Raw genomic sequence first — 16,979 nt, 5'->3', positions numbered from 1 at the left:
ATTTATTGATACGTTATAACATAACAATAACAAGTTATTCATCTTTTTTTAAGCTTTGTTTGAGTGGGAGGTGTTTTAAAGATAATCAGAAAGCTTGCTAAACACATTTTTCATTGAGATAACGCCAATAACGTTTCGGCAGATATTGCACATGTAATTTGATATTTTGACGTGCTTTAATATTGATACTATTAAAATAATCTTTCCAAAGCTGATCGTATAAAACTTCCTGCTCATCAAGCTGCAACTGGAAGGTTTGGCTACAGCCATTTTGGAGATTGCGATCAATCTCATTTGCATCCATATAAACTTCATGGACATCGAGCAGATCATAATAGAGTCCATATTTGCGTTGCTCATCATAAATCAACCAACGTTGATCCTGATAACGACGTCTAAAATGCGGCTGAATCAAAGGCAGTACATTAAAATCGGGACGAACTAAACTCAAAAACAGCCCATCTGTGGTTTTCTTAAATCGTACAAAAGCTTCCATCCGATGCTTTTCACGCCCTACCTTTTTAGTCCATTGAGAAATTGCCAACACACTCGAATGTAAATAATCTTTTTCTATAGAATGCGGCTGCTGAAATACATAAATACAGTAGTTAAATAAATGCTGGTAGGCATCAAGTGACTCAGATAAAGACGCAAAATAAATCTGCTTCAAAGCTGCTTTAGACAGTTTTTGTTGTAAAGCAGACCAAACCCGTTGGGCATGCTGCTCATGACTCGAAACCTCAATGACTTCAGAAAACAAGCCATGTTGTGCCCCATCCAATAAACTAAGCTGAACCTGAAACTCTTTAAACTGAAAGGCACGAAATACACAGCTCAGCAGACCTGCCATTGAACCATCAAAATAATAGCTCAGTTGCTCATTTGACATTGTTAAAACCCTAAACTCAACTGAGGTGAAAGCGGCTTGATATATTTGGACGAGCCTTGGGTTAAAATCTGTTGACGAATAAAATTAGAGGAAAGTTCTTTCTGAAAGCGGGGACTGTCTTCACAACGAATAAAATACTGCGCACGAGAATAAGCCACACCTAACTGCTTTAATAAATCGACATGAATTTTGCCAAAACGACGTGCTTGTACAATTTTCTTGGCTGATTTCACCCCAATGCCAGGCACGCGTAAAATCATAAGGTAGTCAGCTCGATTTAAATCCACAGGAAAATGCTCTGGATGGCGCAATGCCCAACTGAGTTTCGGGTCGACATCCAAATCCAAATGTGGGAAACGTTCATTGACGATTTCATTGACCTGAAAGCCATAAAAACGCATCAACCAATCACTCTGATAAAGTCGATTTTCTCGTAGCAAAGGTGGTGCAGAACCGACTGCAGGTAGATAATTATTTTCAGTATTAATCGGGATATAGCCTGAGAAATAGACCCGCTTTAATTTAAATTCTTTATAGTGACGATCAGCCATAAACAGCACATCTTGATCCGTTTCTTGATGCGCTCCCACCACCATCTGTGTGGTCTGCCCTGCAGGGACATATTTCGGCACATGTTTGATAATTTGACGTTCATCTTTAAGCTGAATCAAGCGATCCCGAACCAGCCCCAAATCTTTTTGTACCTCTTGATGCGACTTTTCAGGTGCAAAGGCTTTAAGTCCAACTTCTGTAGGCATTTCCAGATTGATACTCATCCGATCAGCATACAGACCCGCCTCATGAATCAATTCAGGTGAAGCTCCGGGAATAGTTTTAAGATGAATATAACCGTTAAAATTCTCTTCCAAGCGAAGTTTTTTCACCACTTGCAACATGCGCTCCATAGTGTGGTCGGCTGACTTGAAAATACCTGAGCTCAGAAACAGCCCTTCAATATAATTACGTCGATAGAAATTAATGGTCAGGTCAACCACTTCCTGTACAGTAAATGCAGCCCGTTTCACATCATTGGAACGGCGCGACACGCAATAGGCGCAATCAAAAATACAAACATTGCTGAACAGGATTTTCAGCAAAGAAACACAGCGTCCATCTTCAGTGTAGCTATGACAAATCCCTGCCCGACTGGCATCACCAAGACCTTTGTCTTTATTTTTACGGTCACTACCACTGGAAGAACAGGACACATCATATTTGGCAGCGTCCGCTAAAATTTGCAGCTTTTCACGAATGCGATCAGACATTTCAAACGACCTGAAGAACAGAGAATATCGTTTTAAAATTAGCATTTCAAAGTTGTGAAATTAAGAGCATGCAAGATGCAATACGTCACGAAGTGACGTATAGTTGTGGATCGAAGATGTGTTATTATCAAAAAATAAGATAATTCAATACAATAGGTTAGCCGACTCAACAACCTAAATATAAGCAATTGAAATAAATATAGATTTAAACCAGCATGAAACTCATACTTCAAAAACTTGCTCAACCATTCACTCAAAAACTTATTGTTAATAAAGTACAAATTCGACGCTGTTTGATGCAAACACCTTTGTATGCTGGTATTCCTATCTATTTTATATTGGTCATTTTTTTTGCGCCTAATGATCACTTTTCCATAGAAATATTCAAAGTATTCTATGAGATGTTCTTGGTTGTCCTGTACATTGCATTGATCTATTTCATTTTCGTTTTTCTTCCTACCTATTTCTTTCAAGTATTATTGCAAAGATACCAAGCACTGCATTTCTTTTCGATCATTGCATATGCCCTCTTGTTTACGATGATTGTCCCGAGCTTGATCATCATTTTAAATACAGCCCAAATCAATATTGTCCCATTCAGATTCTTTGTTATTCTCTGCTTTTTCTCTCTTACATTTGCCGTGACGAATTGGATTCTATTACTCAGAACATTAAATAAATCTAAAACATGTTCAAAGCTGAAATTCCCCAACTAGCCTTTGCCACTCCTCTACAAAATCCTTATACTTAACCACAATTTTTGTTTGATTCCAGTGGATGCACCATGAGTCGTGCTATATCGCATATTGATACATTTCAGGGCTTAATTCTTGCCCTACAAAACTATTGGGCGGAGCAAGGCTGCGTCGTATTACAACCATATGATATGGAAATGGGCGCAGGTACATTCCACACTGCAACCTTCTTACGTGCATTGGGGCCAGAAACTTGGAACGCGGCTTATGTTCAACCATCACGTCGTCCGAAAGACGGTCGTTATGGCGAGAACCCGAACCGTTTACAACACTACTATCAGTTCCAAGTGGTACTTAAGCCAAATCCAGACAATATCCAACAGCTTTATCTCGATTCATTAAAAGCCATCGGGATTGATACCCTAACTCACGACATTCGTTTCGTAGAAGACAACTGGGAATCTCCAACGCTTGGCGCATGGGGCTTAGGTTGGGAAGTTTGGTTAAATGGTATGGAAGTGACTCAGTTCACTTACTTCCAGCAAGTTGGTGGTATTGAATGTTACCCAGTGACAGGTGAAATCACTTACGGCTTAGAACGTCTTGCGATGTACCTGCAAGGTGTAGACTCAGTTTACGATCTGGTTTGGACCAAAGGTCAATTCGGTACCGTAACCTATGGTGATGTATTCCATCAAAATGAAGTTGAGCAATCAACCTATAACTTCGAATACGCGCCAGTCGATAAAATGTTTGAACTGTTTGACTTCTATGAAGCTGAAGCATCTCGTTTAATCGAAGCTGAATTACCACTTCCTGCTTACGAGCAAGTGATCAAAGCATCTCATTGCTTTAACTTGTTAGATGCGCGTGGTGCGATTTCTGTGACTGAACGCCAACGTTATATTTTACGTGTCCGTACTTTGGCGCGTTCAATTGCTCAAAGTTATGTGGCTGCACGCGCGAAACTTGGTTTCCCTATGGCAGAACCACATTTGCGTGATGAAGTATTGGCCCAACTTAAAGCACAAGTTGAAGCAGAAGCAGCCCAAGCTGAAAAAGCGAAGGAGAATAAATAATGACTCAACATACAGTTTTATTCGAACTTGGCTGTGAAGAACTTCCACCAAAAAGCTTAAAAACTTTGCGTGATGCGCTTAAAGCAGAAACCGAAAAAGGCCTAAAAGATGCAGGCCTAAACTTCTCTGCTATCGAAGCGTATGCTGCACCACGTCGTTTAGCATTGAAAATTGTTGATATCGATGCTGCTCAAGCGGACACACAAAAACGTTTTGATGGCCCTGCGGTACAAGCTGCTTATGATGCTGAAGGCAAACCGACCAAAGCACTAGATGGCTTTATGCGCGGTCAAGGCATTACGGTTGATCAGCTTTCGACGTTCCAAGCAGGTAAAGTTGAAAAAGTATGCTTCTTGAAAGATGTCAAAGGTCAAAGTCTTGACGTTTTACTACCACAAATTTTACAAACTGCATTGGATAACTTGCCAATCGCAAAACGTATGCGTTCAGCGGCAAGCCGTACTGAATTCGTGCGTCCAGTAAAATGGGTGGTATTGCTGAAAGATGATCAAGTGGTTGAAGCAACCATTCAAGATCATAAAGCAGGTAATGTGACTTATGGTCATCGTTTCCATGCACCTGAAGCCGTGACTTTGGCGCATGCAAATGACTATTTGGCAACTTTAGAACAAGCATATGTAGTTGCGAACTTCGAAAAGCGTCAAGCGACCATTCAAGCACAAGTCAAAACATTGGCAGATGAAGTCAATGCGACTGCAATTGTGCCCGCAGATTTGCTTGATGAAGTAACAAGTCTGGTTGAATGGCCTGTTGCTTTACGTGCAACTTTTGAAGAGCGTTATTTGGCTGTTCCTCAAGAAGCTTTGATTACCACCATGCAGGATAACCAGAAGTATTTCTGCTTAATCAATGCCGAAGGTAAATTACAGCCTTACTTCATTACCATTTCAAATATTGAGTCGAAAGATCCGATTCAAATTATTGAAGGGAATGAGAAAGTTGTACGCCCTCGTTTGTCTGATGCGGAATTCTTCTTCTTACAAGACCAAAAGCAACCACTTGCGTCTCGTAAAGAAAAATTAGCCAATATGGTATTCCAAGCACAATTGGGTACACTTTGGGATAAATCAGAACGTATTGCTCAATTAGCGGTGGCATTGTCTCCAATGACGGGTGCAAATGTTGCTGATGCCGAGAAAGCTGCGTTACTTGCGAAATGTGACTTAACCTCTGAACTTGTGGGTGAATTCCCAGAACTTCAAGGGATTGCAGGTACTTACTATGCACGCCTTGAAGGTGAGAATAACGAAGTTGCAGAAGCTTTAGGTGAACAGTATTTACCTAAGTTTGCTGGTGATGTATTACCGCAAACCAATACAGGTACAACCATTGCCCTTGCGGATCGTTTAGACACATTGGTCGGTATCTTCGGTATTGGTCAAGCACCAACAGGTTCTAAAGATCCATTTGCATTACGTCGTTCTGCAATCGGTATCTTGCGTTTAATCATCGAAAATGAACTTGATGTGACCATCGAAGAATTGGTGAACTTTGCCTTGCAAGGTTATGGCGACATCATTAAAGATCACGATAAAACCCGTGCGGATGCAGTGGCATTCCTTGAAGGTCGTTACCGTGCCAAGTATGAAGACCAAGGCGTTGCGGTTGATGTGATTCAAGCGGTACAAGCACTTGCACCAAAATCTCCACTTGATTTTGACAAGCGTGTGACTGCGGTCAATCATTTCCGTACCTTACCAGAAGCGGCTGCATTGGCTGCGGCAAATAAACGTGTTGCCAATATTCTTGCCAAAGAAGCGACACCAGAAGGTGCTGTGGTTGAAGCGAATCTGGTTGAAGCTGCTGAAAAAGCGCTTTATGCAGAATTGTCTGCCCTTTCTCCTGTGGTTCAACCTTTACTTGCTGCGCGTAACTACACAGAAGCGTTGTCTAAGCTTGCTGCGCTTCGTGCACCAATCGATGCCTTCTTTGAAGGTGTAATGGTGATGGCTGATGATGCGGAATTAAAAGCTAACCGCTTACGTTTATTGGCTCAGTTGCGTGATTTATTCACAGCGATTGCAGATGTAAGTGTATTGCAGAGTTAAGCTCTCAGCACATTTCAATAAAGGGATCTTTGATAGATCCCTTTATTTTTTAAAATAAAACTTCATCCTTTGTACATAACTGTATCAATTTCATATCATCCCCACTCTTTTCTTCGACTTAACGATAAGATATAAAATCTCGATTGCGACACTATCGTGGAAAGGACAGACAAGATGATGAATAAAGTACAACTATTATGTGTTACGACGGCACTGATTGCATCGTCTTCGCTTTGGGCAGCAGATACAACCAACACGACAGCCAATGTATCTAATGCTGTCCCTGAAAAAGCCATGCCCTATGGCGACAATCCAAGCCTAGGTCGTATTCTGCTATATAAAACAGGTAAAGGCATGCAGAATCTCGGTGATTCAATCCAAGGCGCATCTGAAAACACATCGCAAAAGATGAGTGAAAAATGGAAAATCACCAAAGAATACTCAGCTGAACAAGCTGAAATTGTTCAAGAGCAAACCGAAAAAGCCAAGCAATACACAGCCAAGAAATGGCAAGACACCAAAGATGCTGTAGTTGGCACCAATGAAGGCAATGTCCCGATCGAACGTGCTGAACTCAGCCAGTCCTCTAAAAACTAAACCCAAAAACCTCTACACCGTAGAGGTTTTTTTAAAATGGGTACTTGAATGAAATAGTGCTCTATTTATATCTGATGCAAAACAATTTACCTATCTTGCTTCCGTTATAGTTATTTGAAAAATAGGCTTTAAATTTACAGTGTCCGCTCAAAACATTCATTGAACTTCACGTACTTTGTCGACACACTAAATCTAATAAATTCATCGGACTGGAATTTTGCACATGAAGCAACGTACTTTCAAAATAATTTTTGTTTCCTGCATCAGTGCAATCAGCTTTACTGCTTGCTCAGCACTCTCTACACAGAACAATGGCGCACAAACATTACAGCAAGTGAAGAATATTGGTGCCACACCATCCACTGAAGGTAATATTGCAAAACTGATCAAACAAGACCAACACTGCAACATCGAATTTACTGGCTATTTTGAAGGCGGTCAGGCGGTTGAACACTGGCGCTTCGACCAAAATGGTTTAATTTCAGCAGGCTCTGCCACCCAACACTATAAAGATAAAACACTTGCTCAACCAACAACTGCAACCGCCTTTGATGTGCAAGATGCGACTGTTCAAGCCAACTTTCAAAAACTACAAAGTAACTTTAGTGCGGATAAGCTAGCACAATGTCATTAAGCTTATAAAAAACTCGTTGCATCTATCTCTAGCTGCAACGAGTCATGGCTTTTTAAACTATTTTTGGATCGATGCTTAAACTATAAAATAATCTTAATTTGAACTAAGTCCACTGGTTGCAGATAGTAAATCAATACGTGGGAACACCAAACCAGTTCGCGTATCGGTAATTGGCTTACCTGTTACTTTCAAACGATTTACAGTTTGATCGATGGTCTCTGATGGTGTCACGCCATTGGCACGTAATAATGCGATTGCACCTGCAACATGAGGTGCTGCCTGTGAAGTTCCACCTTGAGTTTCACCACCGGCAGTAATCATTGCCCCTGGTGCCAATAAAGTCACCAATGAGCCACCATTACTAAAGCATGTAATTTTATCCGCAGCTGTGGTTGGATCAGAGCATTTCAACGGATTACCCCAAGACACACCACCAATATTACTATCGTACACAGCACCTACGCGTACTGCACCTTTCACACAGGCTGGTGAAGAAATCCCATCGGCGAAGGCATCATTACCCGAAGCCACTACAGGTACAACACCTGCTGCACGTGCATTGGCAAAAGCCGTACTATAGCTACTGTTGCTACATTCAGATGTATATTTCACCCCAGGTACACCTAAGCTTAAATTAATCGCTTTAATGTTATAGGTTTGCGCATTATTTACCGCCCAGTTAATCCCCGCCAGAATGTCGCTGTCATAAGCGGTACTTGCCCATTGTCCTTGTGATCGAACTTTTCTAAACACATCAATCCCAATAATTTTGGTTTTAGATGCAACTTTGGCAACAATCCCAGAAACGTTACTGCCATGCCCATCATCATCCAAGCTATTATCATCAGATGCGCTATCAAAGGCATAAACCACACGGCAAGTTGAAGCTGGGGTATTGACCGCAGTACAGCCAAAGTCAGCATGTTTATAATTCACGCCAGTATCAATCACCACCACACTCGAACCTTCTCCAGTAAAGCCGTTGCTTACAGCTTGTGGCTGATTGATCAACGGCAGGCTTTCCATTGTGGTCGGGACATTTTTACGGTTTGGATAAACACCTTTTACAGCGGGATCATTTAACACTTGTGCTAAGGTTTCACGATTTTGAATTCGATATAAACCTAAAGGCAGACCATTAAACTCACGTAAAGTTTGAAAGCCCGTCGACTTGCCAAATTTATTTTTAAACTGGCTTTTGCCATCAGCAATCAAACTACGTTTTTCTAGCCCCAAAGTAGTGCTCGCAGTATTGCTTTCATACTCGATGAGTAAATCATTCGAATCATTATCAACTAAAGCATCAATATTAATTTTACCTTTTGCTACTTTGTTGAGTGCCGCCGAGCTGAGTCGTTGTTTGAGTTGGACGGCATTGAGTGTTGCTGCTGAAGTCGTGGTGGTTATAAAAGCACATAGGCTTAATAGTAATAAGGTTTTATTGTTCACTATTGGTCTCCATCGTTCTTGGATAAAGAACTGTTTTAAATGCCTGTTTTTCTTGGGTAAAGAAATCCAGATGATTTAGAGTTTTTTGATTTCATTTGCTGGATCAGTATCAGGATCGATCGGTTGTATCGAAGGATCACTTTTAGTGTCATAAAATTGGACATCTTGCTGAGAAGCATCCAATGTGTTTGAGTTGGTATGTTCTTGTCGTTTCACCTCCACTGGTTTTGTTTCTGATGTTATTGTTTCGGAATGTTGAGTGCTCATGTGATATACCGCAGTGTCGTCAGTTGAAGCTGGTGCTTCTGATGGCTCGAAATAGAACACCACCACACCCAACCCAACCAATACAATTAAAAATGCAGCAATCTGTTTCATTCATTTTCTCCAGCATTTTATTTACTGGCCTTTACTCGGCTTTCAATTATTTTTCTATAAATCACATGAATAAAATTTAAAATTCACTTTAAATTTCACATACTTCAATACAATTGATAGTACTCAAATCACAGGTGATTCAAAGTACTTACACACTAGGCCATTTAATATCTGCCTAGATAGCTCAAGATTACAACGCTATCCATTGTGCGCCTTAAAAATAAAATTGCATAAAAAAAGTGCAACAAATATTTCATATATATTTACCAAGCAATAAAAATGCCACTATTTTTATCTTTTTTGAATCTGTTTAAATTTATTTAAATATTCTTAATCTTCATATTAAAAGCTCTAAAATATAAATTTTAAATGAAAAATTTGCTGTATCCAAACGTAGCTAAATTGATCTTTTACAGGTGCTTATATTCAAATAAAAATTATACTTTTCATGTTCTTAAAATTGTAATTACTCTCCACAATTCCCTTCTACAGTGTTTTTAAGCTGTAATCAGGTTGTAACGTTTTGATGAAATCCATAGATTTCTACTTTTTGCTGGCTATGATGCAATGGCGTTGATGAAGTACCCCAATACGGTACATCGCTTAAGGAAATCGCAATGAAAAAAATGATCAAAACAGCTATCGTGACAACAACTATCCTTGCTTCTGCTTCAGTTTTTGCACAGAACGTCGGGGCAAATGCAAGTGGTTCAGCTCAGGTCAATGTCCAATCAGGCGGTCTGATTAACGGCGTCACAGGTGCATTAAAAGGTACAGCTCAAGGTGTAGGGCAAGTCGCTCAAGGCGTAGGTCACACTGCACATAATGTAGGCCACACAGCGGTAAACACTGGCGTTGCAGCCACTCAAAAAACAGTAAGTACAGCAACAAATGTTGGCTCACAAGTGGCAAATAAAACAGGTGAAGCAGTCAGAAATACGAAAGACTATGTAGTTGATAAAGCCGTTGATGGTAAAGAATTGGCTGTAGATACGACTGCAAATGTAAAACAGCGTATTGCAAATAAACAGACAACTTCAAAATCTAAATCTTTAAACTTAGGTGCTCAGACCAATGCGCAAGCACAAGTGAATGGTAAAGCTGCATCCGTAAATGCAAAAACAGGCCTAAATGCGGATAAAAAGAACCTCCAAACAGGTGCGAATGTCGGCGTTAAAGTATTAGGCGTAAATGCCAACGTGAATACCAATGCAAAAATTGGTGCAAATTAACATTCTGTTAGATATAAAAAAGCCCTTTGAATATTCAAAGGGCTTTTTTATTGGGAAAGATTCATTCAGCATAATTGCAGTTTAGTGTGCTCATCTGCATTATTTTCAATAAAGTGCGTCTGACCTTGTGCATCGCAACTTAAAGTCAAATTTTTATAGCTCAGACTATAAAAATCTGCATAGTGCTTAAACACTAGTGGGGATTGATCCAGTGCAAATGGCTCCCCCTCTTTGACCAATTTGTGAATTCCACGATCATTCATGCTCAAGAAATAATATTCATCATTCAATCTGAGCTTCACCAAACTATTGGCAGTCAGGTTTAATGGCAATAGATATGTTGGATTGGCTGCAATGATCTCTGCGTTATAACTCTCTAATTTCAAGCTTGCCAAATTAAAAACCAAAAACTGATTCTGTACATTCACCACATTGGCAGCTTGGGTCTCAGTATGTTGCGCAAAATGCAGATGTACGCCGAGCTTATGTAAATTCTGTTCCGTGCCTTGTTTGAGATTAAACAGCTGCTGTACCAGCTTCTGTTTGAGAGCAGCATCAAAATAACGCTCATCTAAAGCAATCTCGTTTTGCTCGAGGATCTTTAATAAAGCCTGATGATGGCGTGGTAACAAGGCATCCAACACATGCCGATAATAGAACTTGCTTTGCTTCTTAACTTCCCGAACCCGCTGATAGAAATAAGTGATTTCAAATGGTTTAACCACAAAATCATTCAGCAACTGAGAACTAGCCAAGACCGAAAGTGCTTCATGGCCCGTAAATGGCAAATGAATCACATGCATTTTAGGTAATAAGGGTTGGATCTTTAAGAAATGCTCTTTATCTTCGGCAAAGTATGGATCATAGACAATAATGTATTCACGTGATGAATCCACCTCATCGGCCTGAATCTGCATATCTTGATGAATAGACACATCAAAAAACTCAGCATAACGGCGATCTTGTACCACATCAGGGTCAATTGAATACTGTGGTACAAAAGCCACAATCTTTTGCATATTCAATAAATTTGAATACTTGATTGCAGCATAGCCACCCATGGAACCGCCATAACCAACAATGCCTTTGAATTGCTGCAAAATTGGCTGAATCTGCTGCTGCATCTGAAGCATGCTACTTTTCGGAAACCATGATTTCTGCTTCGGCATGATGCCGATCACGTTGTATTGATATTTTATTAAGGATTTTTCAGCATTAATTGACATGCCTTTAGCGCGACTAATCAAATCGCCAAACGAAATTACTAAAGTGTCACTTGAACCTTTTAAAAAAATAACGCGAATATGCTCATCTTCAAATATTATTTGCTTATCCATGCTCACACTGAAAAATTGATCCTAGGCTTGTCGCAAAAAGTCACCAAATGATGGCTTTGCCAAACCATAATTGCGGAGTATCTTATTTTATAGAGATAAGACAGATTAAAAAGCGCAAAAAATGACACAATCCTTACATCCCACTGCTCAAAAAGGCTTTAGTTTAGGGGCAGAACTCTACCAACAGGTACGCCCCAGTTACCCGCAAGAAATAGCGGTTTGGCTGCAAGATCGACTCAAAATAGGTGAAAGTTCCACTGTTGTAGACCTTGGTGCAGGGACTGGCAAATTCTTACCTTACCTGATTCAAACACAGGCAAAAGTGATTGCAGTTGAGCCTGTCACTGAAATGTTGCAGCAACTACAACAGGCCTATCCCACTGTCGAATGCTTACAAGCCTTCAGCACACAAATCCCAGTAAAAGATGCATCAATGGATGCCATTCTCTGTGCCCAATCTTTCCACTGGTTTGCCAATATCGAAACGCTCAGTGAAATGCATCGGGCACTTAAGCCATCAGGCCATTTAGGGCTGATCTGGAATCAACGCGATACCAATGTCGATTGGGTTAAAGCACTAGCGGATGAAATTTCGCCTTTGGAAGGAGATACACCGCGTTATCATAGTGAACAATGGAAACAGGTGTTCGAAGGACAATCCTTATTTAAATTGGATGGATTAACAACCTTTCAACAAGCGCATCAAGGCACGGTCGAACAGGTGGTGAGTAAACGTTTGCTTTCCACCAGTTTTATCGCTGCGATGTCATCAGCAGAGCAACAACAGTTAAAAGCAAAGTTTGAACAAATTGTATTTGATTTTACGGGCTTAACTGAGCAAGATCAGATTAGCTTCCCCTATACCACTTTTGCATACCATTTCCAGAAAATATCAAATTAATCTTGAACGAGTTGAGCTATGCCTAATCTTAAAATCACATTTGCCATTACCTGTGTACTTAGTTCAGCGCTGATGCTCAGTGCATGTAATAAAGACAAAGAGCCTTCTGCCAATAAAGAGCAGCAAAGCAGTTCGACTAATGACGCGATTGGCCAGCTGAATCAAACACCAATCAAGCAGTTCCCTGCCACAGCAGATGATGGTCATGATATTGCGATTTTAGAAGATTATGACAATCGCTTTACCGACATGAGCGACAGCATGGAAATTGAATTGGCCAAAATGAAAGAAGCCAATACGCTAACACCTGAATTTGAACAGCAGCGCCAAAAAGACAATGTAAAATCTGCGCTTGCCATGCTGAAAGATCTGGAACTAAAAACTGAACAAGGACGTTATATCCAAGGCTTGCTCTATGACTATTGGGAACAACAAGCCAAAGTTTTAGAACAAGGAAATGCATCAACTCAGTCTCAAACGGACGCAAACAAACAAGTCAATCATCTGAATGAATATCTACACGCCCAAAGCCAGTTACATCACTGGAAAAGTGCACAAGCACCTGAAACCAAAATGCAAGCTGAATAACTACAATTAATAAAAGGGGCTGATGCCCCTTTTATTTCACATTCATTATTAAATATTCTGTTTCTCAATCCACTGAATCGAACTCACACGAAATAGTTCACAGGCGCCATCACCCACTCCACCTGGGGTCAAAGAGGATTTCCATACCAAGTCCTTATCTCGGATCTCGACCAACTCCCCTTTGAGTTGAACCAAGTCACCACGCTTCACCTGTTTAATCTGTTTGGCAATTTCTGGATTGGCTGGAATAATGTGCATATTCGAGACCAGTTTGATCGCTTGGTCTGGTGGCACTGGCAAGGTATTCATTTTCCAATTCAAATAACGATCATATTGACGCACATCAATTGTTCGGGCGATTGCAGGATCAGTAAATGCTCCCAAACTCACCGCATAGTCGATCGGAGAAAATTTGGCTTGCTCATCGTCATGATAGACTTTTGAACCGAGAATACGGAAATTACCATCAAAAGGTTTTAATACCGAAATCGATTGATATTCCACAACAGGCGCTAAGCCATTGGCAATGTTATATTCTGCCTGACCGGTTGATGCATGTGTTTGCCCAATTGCAGCCACCATGCATAAACTCATCCATAGACGTTTTTTCATGGCTCGATTATCCTCGAAAATATTAGAAAAGCCTTTCTCTTGATAGTATGCTGAGATGGTGAAAAAAAGTGCTTTTTTTAGTAACAGTCAAACTCAGTTTAGTCATATTTTTGTGCTGTTAGTGAAGTATCCTCTTTATTAAAACCAACGAATGGATCTCTATGATTTACCAATTTTATCAACGTCACATCTTTCCTCATTTACTCAATCAAGTCATGCAAACTGCCAGCTTGATGGATCGACGTCGTGAATTATTGCTTCCACTCGAAGGTGAGGTGCTCGAAATTGGTTTTGGCACAGGGCTGAATATTCCGTTTTATGGCAATGTCGATTCACTATATGCTTTGGAACCCAATTCGGATATTTATCAGTTGGCGATTGAGCGCGTACAACATGCACCTTTCTTTATTAAGCATGTGCAATCGAGTGCAGAAAAACTACCCTTTGCAGATGCTTCTTTAGATCATATTGTGTCGACGTGGACACTCTGTAGCATTGCTGATCTTGAACAAGCCTTAACCGAAATATATCGGGTGCTGAAACCAACAGGAACCTTCCATCTGGTTGAACATGTCAAACATCCAAACTCGGCAAAAATACAGTCCTTGCAAACGCTACTGACCCCAATTCAGAAACGTATTGCCGATGGTTGTCACCTAAATCGGGATATCGAAAGTCAGTTACGACAAGCCAAGTTTAAATTCATCGAAAAAGAATATTTTGATGCAGAAGGAATCCCATCTGTGGCACAAACAATGCTGTTGGCCCGTGTACAAAAATTAGAAACACCTCATTGATCTTCAAAATCAATTCGTAAGGTTTCAAATCGGATACGCCCTTCTGCAACCGCTTGAGCAATCGCCTGCTGTCCTTTGCTTAAGCGTGCACCACCACTTTTAATATCCAATAAAATCACTTCAATATCTTCGGCTGTGCCATCCCCATCTCGGAAATCGGTATAACCATCAAAAATAACGTAGTCGACAGGATCACCCAAAAACTTGGCATCGCTCGGTAAATAACGAAATTCAGGCAAGATTGGTGCAAACTGCTCTGCCATTTTTCCTTTTAATACCGCACGACTGGTATTGACACTACGCTTCTGCGCATCAAGCAAAGCCTGTTTATGTTCTAACTCTAGTTCAGCGATATATTTTTCATACTCAGCCTGAATCCGGCCATTGCGTGTGCTGGATAAAATAATCGTCGTAATCACGACACCAATACAACCACCAATCAGCATCGCAAGCCAAACCGACATAGCAACTTTCCTTTTTTTGAATGCAGCTATTTAACTGCAACATTAAACTTTTGTCATGTGTAACACACTTGACCGAAAAAGATGCTAAGGTATAAACGAATACGAGAGCCTAGTTAATAAATCTAATTTCATGAAAACCATATTAATCGCAAATCAAAAAGGTGGCTGTGGCAAGACCATGACAGCTATTACACTGGCGGCAGCACTATCTCAAAAAGGATATAAAGTTGCGCTGGCTGACGCTGACAACCAAAAATCATCTTTGCAATGGTTAAAGCAACGTCCTGCAACCGTCACAGGTATTCAAAGTCTGGATTGGCGACATGAAAAATCAATTGGTGAAGCACCAAAGAATTTAGATTATTTAATTATCGATGCGCCTGGTGCACTTTCAGGTGAACATGCAGAGCAGCTGGTCAGCGAGGCACATGCGATTGTGACACCGTTGCAGCCGTCATTCTTTGATATCGACAGTACCCGTCGCTTCTTAAAACATTTACAAGACATCAAGCGTATTCGTAAAGGCAAAGTGCAAATCCTGTTGATTGCCAATCGTGTCAAACCAAACAGTGCCAGTTCAAAGGATATTCAAGACTTCTTTAGTAAGATTGAACAAGATCCTGTGGCTTGGATTTCCGAGCGTAGCGCCTACGGTACATTGGCAATGCAAGGACTGAGTGTATTTGATAAGACCCAGAAAAACTTTGTCAGCATCCAGAGCCAATGGCAGCCTGTTTTAAACCAATTAGTTGATGATCCGAGCGAGTGGTTCTAAGGCTTTGCAAAGAAACGTAATCTTTTGATATCAAATCCTAAAACCGGGAAATGAAAATTTCCCTCGCCTACTTTTTCAGTTAAGATGGTTTTATTCAATTTCTAGCACTTGAGAAATACTATCGTGCAACAATACGCTCCCATATTACAACGCGTTTTGCTGTTTGGACTGTTCTTTGTCCTGCTCTTTTTGGGATTCAGTATTCTCAAATACTTTATTGTCCCTGTCCTTTGGGCCGCAATTATTGCCTATATGACTTGGCCCTTATATCTATGGGTACAGCGTCGTTTCTTTGGTGAAAACCGACCTACACTGAATGCTACCCTGATGATTAGCTTGGTCATTATCGTGATTGGTGTGCCATTTATCTGTGCAATCTTTATGTTGCAACTTGAAGGTCGTAATTTATATTTTAATTTACAGCGACAGTTATTTTCAGGCCATGTTCAAGTTCCTGAATTTATCAAAAATCTACCGATTATTGGTAAAGACATCAGCCGTACTGTCAATGAACTCAGTAATGATCCGAATAGCATTACCAAGAATATTGCCGAATGGATTCAAAGCCATCTGAGTTATGGGCGTTTTGTATTGAGCGAGATTAGTCGTAACTTGGTCAAATTGACTTTTGCACTGATGACCTTGTTCTTCTTCTACCGTGATGGACAAATGATCTTGGCACAAGTGAGTCGCGCCTTGGAAATGGTGATTGGTCCGCGTGTCCATCATTACTTGGATACCATTTCTGAAACAACACGTGCCGTGGTTTACGGTGTTGGCTTAACCGCCGTTGCACAAGCGATTTTGGCTGGTCTTAGCTACTTTGTCGCGGGTGTGCCTAACCCAATGCTGCTGACTATGGTCACCTTTATCTTGGCGCTGATTCCTTTTGGAACACCTGTCTCATATCTTGGGGTAGGTCTGTGGCTATTCGCCCAAGGGCAAACCATGGAAGCGATTGGTGTTGTGGTTTGGGGTATTGTGATTGTCAGTAGCTCTGATAATGTGATTCGTCCATTGGTGATTTCAGGCGCGACCCAGATTCCATTCATTCTGATTATGTTTGGGGTATTAGGTGGTATTGCTAGCTTTGGTCTGGTCGGTCTGTTTATTGGCCCTGTGATTTTAGCCATCCTGTTGGCAATTTGGCGCGAATGGCTGCATGAAAATGTCGATGAGCCTGTTGCGGCTCTGGAAGCTCCTCCCGAAAATAAATAG

Annotated in this window: 17 protein-coding genes; 10 read left to right on the top strand and 7 right to left on the bottom strand. The window is 40.7% G+C overall.

Features of this window, described 5'->3' with window-relative positions; genetic code table 11:
- Nucleotides 1-97 precede the first annotated feature (97 nt).
- Both NDN11_RS01800 and NDN11_RS01795 read right to left on the bottom strand, forming a co-directional pair.
- The gene (locus NDN11_RS01800) at nucleotides 98-889 is read right to left on the bottom strand and encodes a TIGR03915 family putative DNA repair protein (RefSeq protein ID WP_251110620.1); all 792 of its coding nucleotides are present in this window, start codon (nucleotides 887-889) and stop codon (nucleotides 98-100) included.
- 2 nt (nucleotides 890-891) lie between these two features.
- On the bottom strand, nucleotides 892-2,154 hold the full coding sequence (locus NDN11_RS01795) for a putative DNA modification/repair radical SAM protein (protein WP_251110619.1): 1,263 nt from the start codon (nucleotides 2,152-2,154) through the stop codon (nucleotides 892-894).
- Nucleotides 2,155-2,938: 784 nt separating this feature from the next.
- On the opposite strand from NDN11_RS01795, the gene glyQ reads away from it, so the two are divergent.
- From glyQ to NDN11_RS01775, 4 genes are all read left to right on the top strand, one after another.
- Nucleotides 2,939-3,928, top strand: a complete 990-nt coding sequence (gene glyQ / locus NDN11_RS01790; RefSeq protein ID WP_004775941.1) for a glycine--tRNA ligase subunit alpha — start codon at nucleotides 2,939-2,941, stop codon at nucleotides 3,926-3,928.
- Nucleotides 3,928-5,997, top strand: a complete 2,070-nt coding sequence (gene glyS, locus NDN11_RS01785) for a glycine--tRNA ligase subunit beta (protein WP_251110618.1) — start codon at nucleotides 3,928-3,930, stop codon at nucleotides 5,995-5,997. The genes glyQ and glyS overlap by 1 nt, the downstream gene beginning before the upstream one ends.
- A gap of 174 nt (nucleotides 5,998-6,171) precedes the next feature.
- Nucleotides 6,172-6,594: a hypothetical protein gene (locus NDN11_RS01780; RefSeq protein WP_251110617.1), complete on the top strand. Its 423-nt coding sequence runs from the start codon at nucleotides 6,172-6,174 to the stop codon at nucleotides 6,592-6,594.
- Nucleotides 6,595-6,817: 223 nt separating this feature from the next.
- Nucleotides 6,818-7,228 (top strand): hypothetical protein, encoded by a 411-nt coding sequence (locus NDN11_RS01775; RefSeq protein WP_251110616.1) that lies wholly within the window; start codon nucleotides 6,818-6,820, stop codon nucleotides 7,226-7,228.
- A 93-nt stretch (nucleotides 7,229-7,321) separates the two neighbouring features.
- Here the strand turns inward: NDN11_RS01775 and NDN11_RS01770 are convergent, their stop codons facing one another.
- The gene (locus tag NDN11_RS01770) at nucleotides 7,322-8,677 is read right to left on the bottom strand and encodes a S8 family peptidase (RefSeq protein WP_251110615.1); all 1,356 of its coding nucleotides are present in this window, start codon (nucleotides 8,675-8,677) and stop codon (nucleotides 7,322-7,324) included.
- Nucleotides 8,678-8,752: 75 nt separating this feature from the next.
- A complete protein-coding gene (locus tag NDN11_RS01765; RefSeq protein WP_251110614.1) occupies nucleotides 8,753-9,055 on the bottom strand; it encodes a hypothetical protein in 303 nt (100 codons plus the stop codon).
- Nucleotides 9,056-9,672: 617 nt separating this feature from the next.
- Here NDN11_RS01765 and NDN11_RS01760 point away from each other — a divergent pair.
- Entirely contained in the window at nucleotides 9,673-10,287 is a 615-nt protein-coding gene (locus NDN11_RS01760) for a hypothetical protein (protein ID WP_251110613.1), read from the top strand.
- A gap of 65 nt (nucleotides 10,288-10,352) precedes the next feature.
- On the opposite strand, the gene NDN11_RS01755 is transcribed toward NDN11_RS01760, so the two are convergent.
- A complete protein-coding gene (locus tag NDN11_RS01755; RefSeq protein WP_251110612.1) occupies nucleotides 10,353-11,624 on the bottom strand; it encodes a hypothetical protein in 1,272 nt (423 codons plus the stop codon).
- Nucleotides 11,625-11,745: 121 nt separating this feature from the next.
- On the opposite strand from NDN11_RS01755, the gene NDN11_RS01750 reads away from it, so the two are divergent.
- Both NDN11_RS01750 and NDN11_RS01745 read left to right on the top strand, forming a co-directional pair.
- On the top strand, nucleotides 11,746-12,525 hold the full coding sequence (locus NDN11_RS01750; protein WP_251110611.1) for a class I SAM-dependent methyltransferase: 780 nt from the start codon (nucleotides 11,746-11,748) through the stop codon (nucleotides 12,523-12,525).
- A gap of 18 nt (nucleotides 12,526-12,543) precedes the next feature.
- Nucleotides 12,544-13,113 carry a hypothetical protein gene (locus tag NDN11_RS01745; RefSeq protein ID WP_251110610.1) on the top strand — a complete coding sequence of 190 codons (570 nt, stop codon included), beginning with the start codon at nucleotides 12,544-12,546 and terminating at the stop codon, nucleotides 13,111-13,113.
- A 48-nt stretch (nucleotides 13,114-13,161) separates the two neighbouring features.
- Here NDN11_RS01745 and NDN11_RS01740 read toward each other — a convergent pair whose 3' ends face one another.
- Nucleotides 13,162-13,725, bottom strand: coding sequence for a hypothetical protein (locus tag NDN11_RS01740; RefSeq protein WP_251110609.1), 564 nt, complete (start codon nucleotides 13,723-13,725; stop codon nucleotides 13,162-13,164).
- 161 nt (nucleotides 13,726-13,886) lie between these two features.
- Here NDN11_RS01740 and NDN11_RS01735 point away from each other — a divergent pair, with 161 nt between their 5' ends.
- A complete protein-coding gene (locus tag NDN11_RS01735) occupies nucleotides 13,887-14,522 on the top strand; it encodes a class I SAM-dependent methyltransferase (protein WP_251110608.1) in 636 nt (211 codons plus the stop codon).
- Here NDN11_RS01735 and NDN11_RS01730 read toward each other — a convergent pair.
- A complete protein-coding gene (locus NDN11_RS01730) occupies nucleotides 14,516-14,986 on the bottom strand; it encodes a Holliday junction resolvase-like protein (protein ID WP_167248651.1) in 471 nt (156 codons plus the stop codon). The two genes, NDN11_RS01735 and NDN11_RS01730, sit on opposite strands and share 7 nt — an antisense overlap.
- A gap of 130 nt (nucleotides 14,987-15,116) precedes the next feature.
- Here NDN11_RS01730 and NDN11_RS01725 point away from each other — a divergent pair, with 130 nt between their 5' ends.
- Both NDN11_RS01725 and NDN11_RS01720 read left to right on the top strand, forming a co-directional pair.
- Nucleotides 15,117-15,761 (top strand): ParA family protein, encoded by a 645-nt coding sequence (locus NDN11_RS01725; protein WP_167248650.1) that lies wholly within the window; start codon nucleotides 15,117-15,119, stop codon nucleotides 15,759-15,761.
- 123 nt (nucleotides 15,762-15,884) lie between these two features.
- Nucleotides 15,885-16,979: an AI-2E family transporter gene (locus tag NDN11_RS01720; protein ID WP_251110607.1), complete on the top strand. Its 1,095-nt coding sequence runs from the start codon at nucleotides 15,885-15,887 to the stop codon at nucleotides 16,977-16,979.

It is taken from the genome of Acinetobacter sp. C26M (assembly GCF_023702675.1).
GTDB lineage: Bacteria > Pseudomonadota > Gammaproteobacteria > Pseudomonadales > Moraxellaceae > Acinetobacter.
The sequence above is the reverse complement of the archived record's forward strand: the minus strand, read 5'-3'. Positions and strand labels throughout refer to the sequence as shown.

What these genes read in the sequence shown, in the direction of transcription:
- NDN11_RS01800 (WP_251110620.1), bottom strand. Translation starts at nt 889, where the DNA reads ATGTCAAATGAGCAACTGAGCTATTATTTTGATGGTTCAATGGCAGGT.
- NDN11_RS01795 (WP_251110619.1), bottom strand. Translation starts at nt 2,154, where the DNA reads ATGTCTGATCGCATTCGTGAAAAGCTGCAAATTTTAGCGGACGCTGCC.
- glyQ (WP_004775941.1), top strand. Translation starts at nt 2,939, where the DNA reads ATGAGTCGTGCTATATCGCATATTGATACATTTCAGGGCTTAATTCTT.
- glyS (WP_251110618.1), top strand. Translation starts at nt 3,928, where the DNA reads ATGACTCAACATACAGTTTTATTCGAACTTGGCTGTGAAGAACTTCCA.
- NDN11_RS01780 (WP_251110617.1), top strand. Translation starts at nt 6,172, where the DNA reads ATGATGAATAAAGTACAACTATTATGTGTTACGACGGCACTGATTGCA.
- NDN11_RS01775 (WP_251110616.1), top strand. Translation starts at nt 6,818, where the DNA reads ATGAAGCAACGTACTTTCAAAATAATTTTTGTTTCCTGCATCAGTGCA.
- NDN11_RS01765 (WP_251110614.1), bottom strand. Translation starts at nt 9,055, where the DNA reads ATGAAACAGATTGCTGCATTTTTAATTGTATTGGTTGGGTTGGGTGTG.
- NDN11_RS01760 (WP_251110613.1), top strand. Translation starts at nt 9,673, where the DNA reads ATGAAAAAAATGATCAAAACAGCTATCGTGACAACAACTATCCTTGCT.
- NDN11_RS01755 (WP_251110612.1), bottom strand. Translation starts at nt 11,624, where the DNA reads ATGGATAAGCAAATAATATTTGAAGATGAGCATATTCGCGTTATTTTT.
- NDN11_RS01750 (WP_251110611.1), top strand. Translation starts at nt 11,746, where the DNA reads ATGACACAATCCTTACATCCCACTGCTCAAAAAGGCTTTAGTTTAGGG.
- NDN11_RS01745 (WP_251110610.1), top strand. Translation starts at nt 12,544, where the DNA reads ATGCCTAATCTTAAAATCACATTTGCCATTACCTGTGTACTTAGTTCA.
- NDN11_RS01740 (WP_251110609.1), bottom strand. Translation starts at nt 13,725, where the DNA reads ATGAAAAAACGTCTATGGATGAGTTTATGCATGGTGGCTGCAATTGGG.
- NDN11_RS01735 (WP_251110608.1), top strand. Translation starts at nt 13,887, where the DNA reads ATGATTTACCAATTTTATCAACGTCACATCTTTCCTCATTTACTCAAT.
- NDN11_RS01730 (WP_167248651.1), bottom strand. Translation starts at nt 14,986, where the DNA reads ATGTCGGTTTGGCTTGCGATGCTGATTGGTGGTTGTATTGGTGTCGTG.
- NDN11_RS01725 (WP_167248650.1), top strand. Translation starts at nt 15,117, where the DNA reads ATGAAAACCATATTAATCGCAAATCAAAAAGGTGGCTGTGGCAAGACC.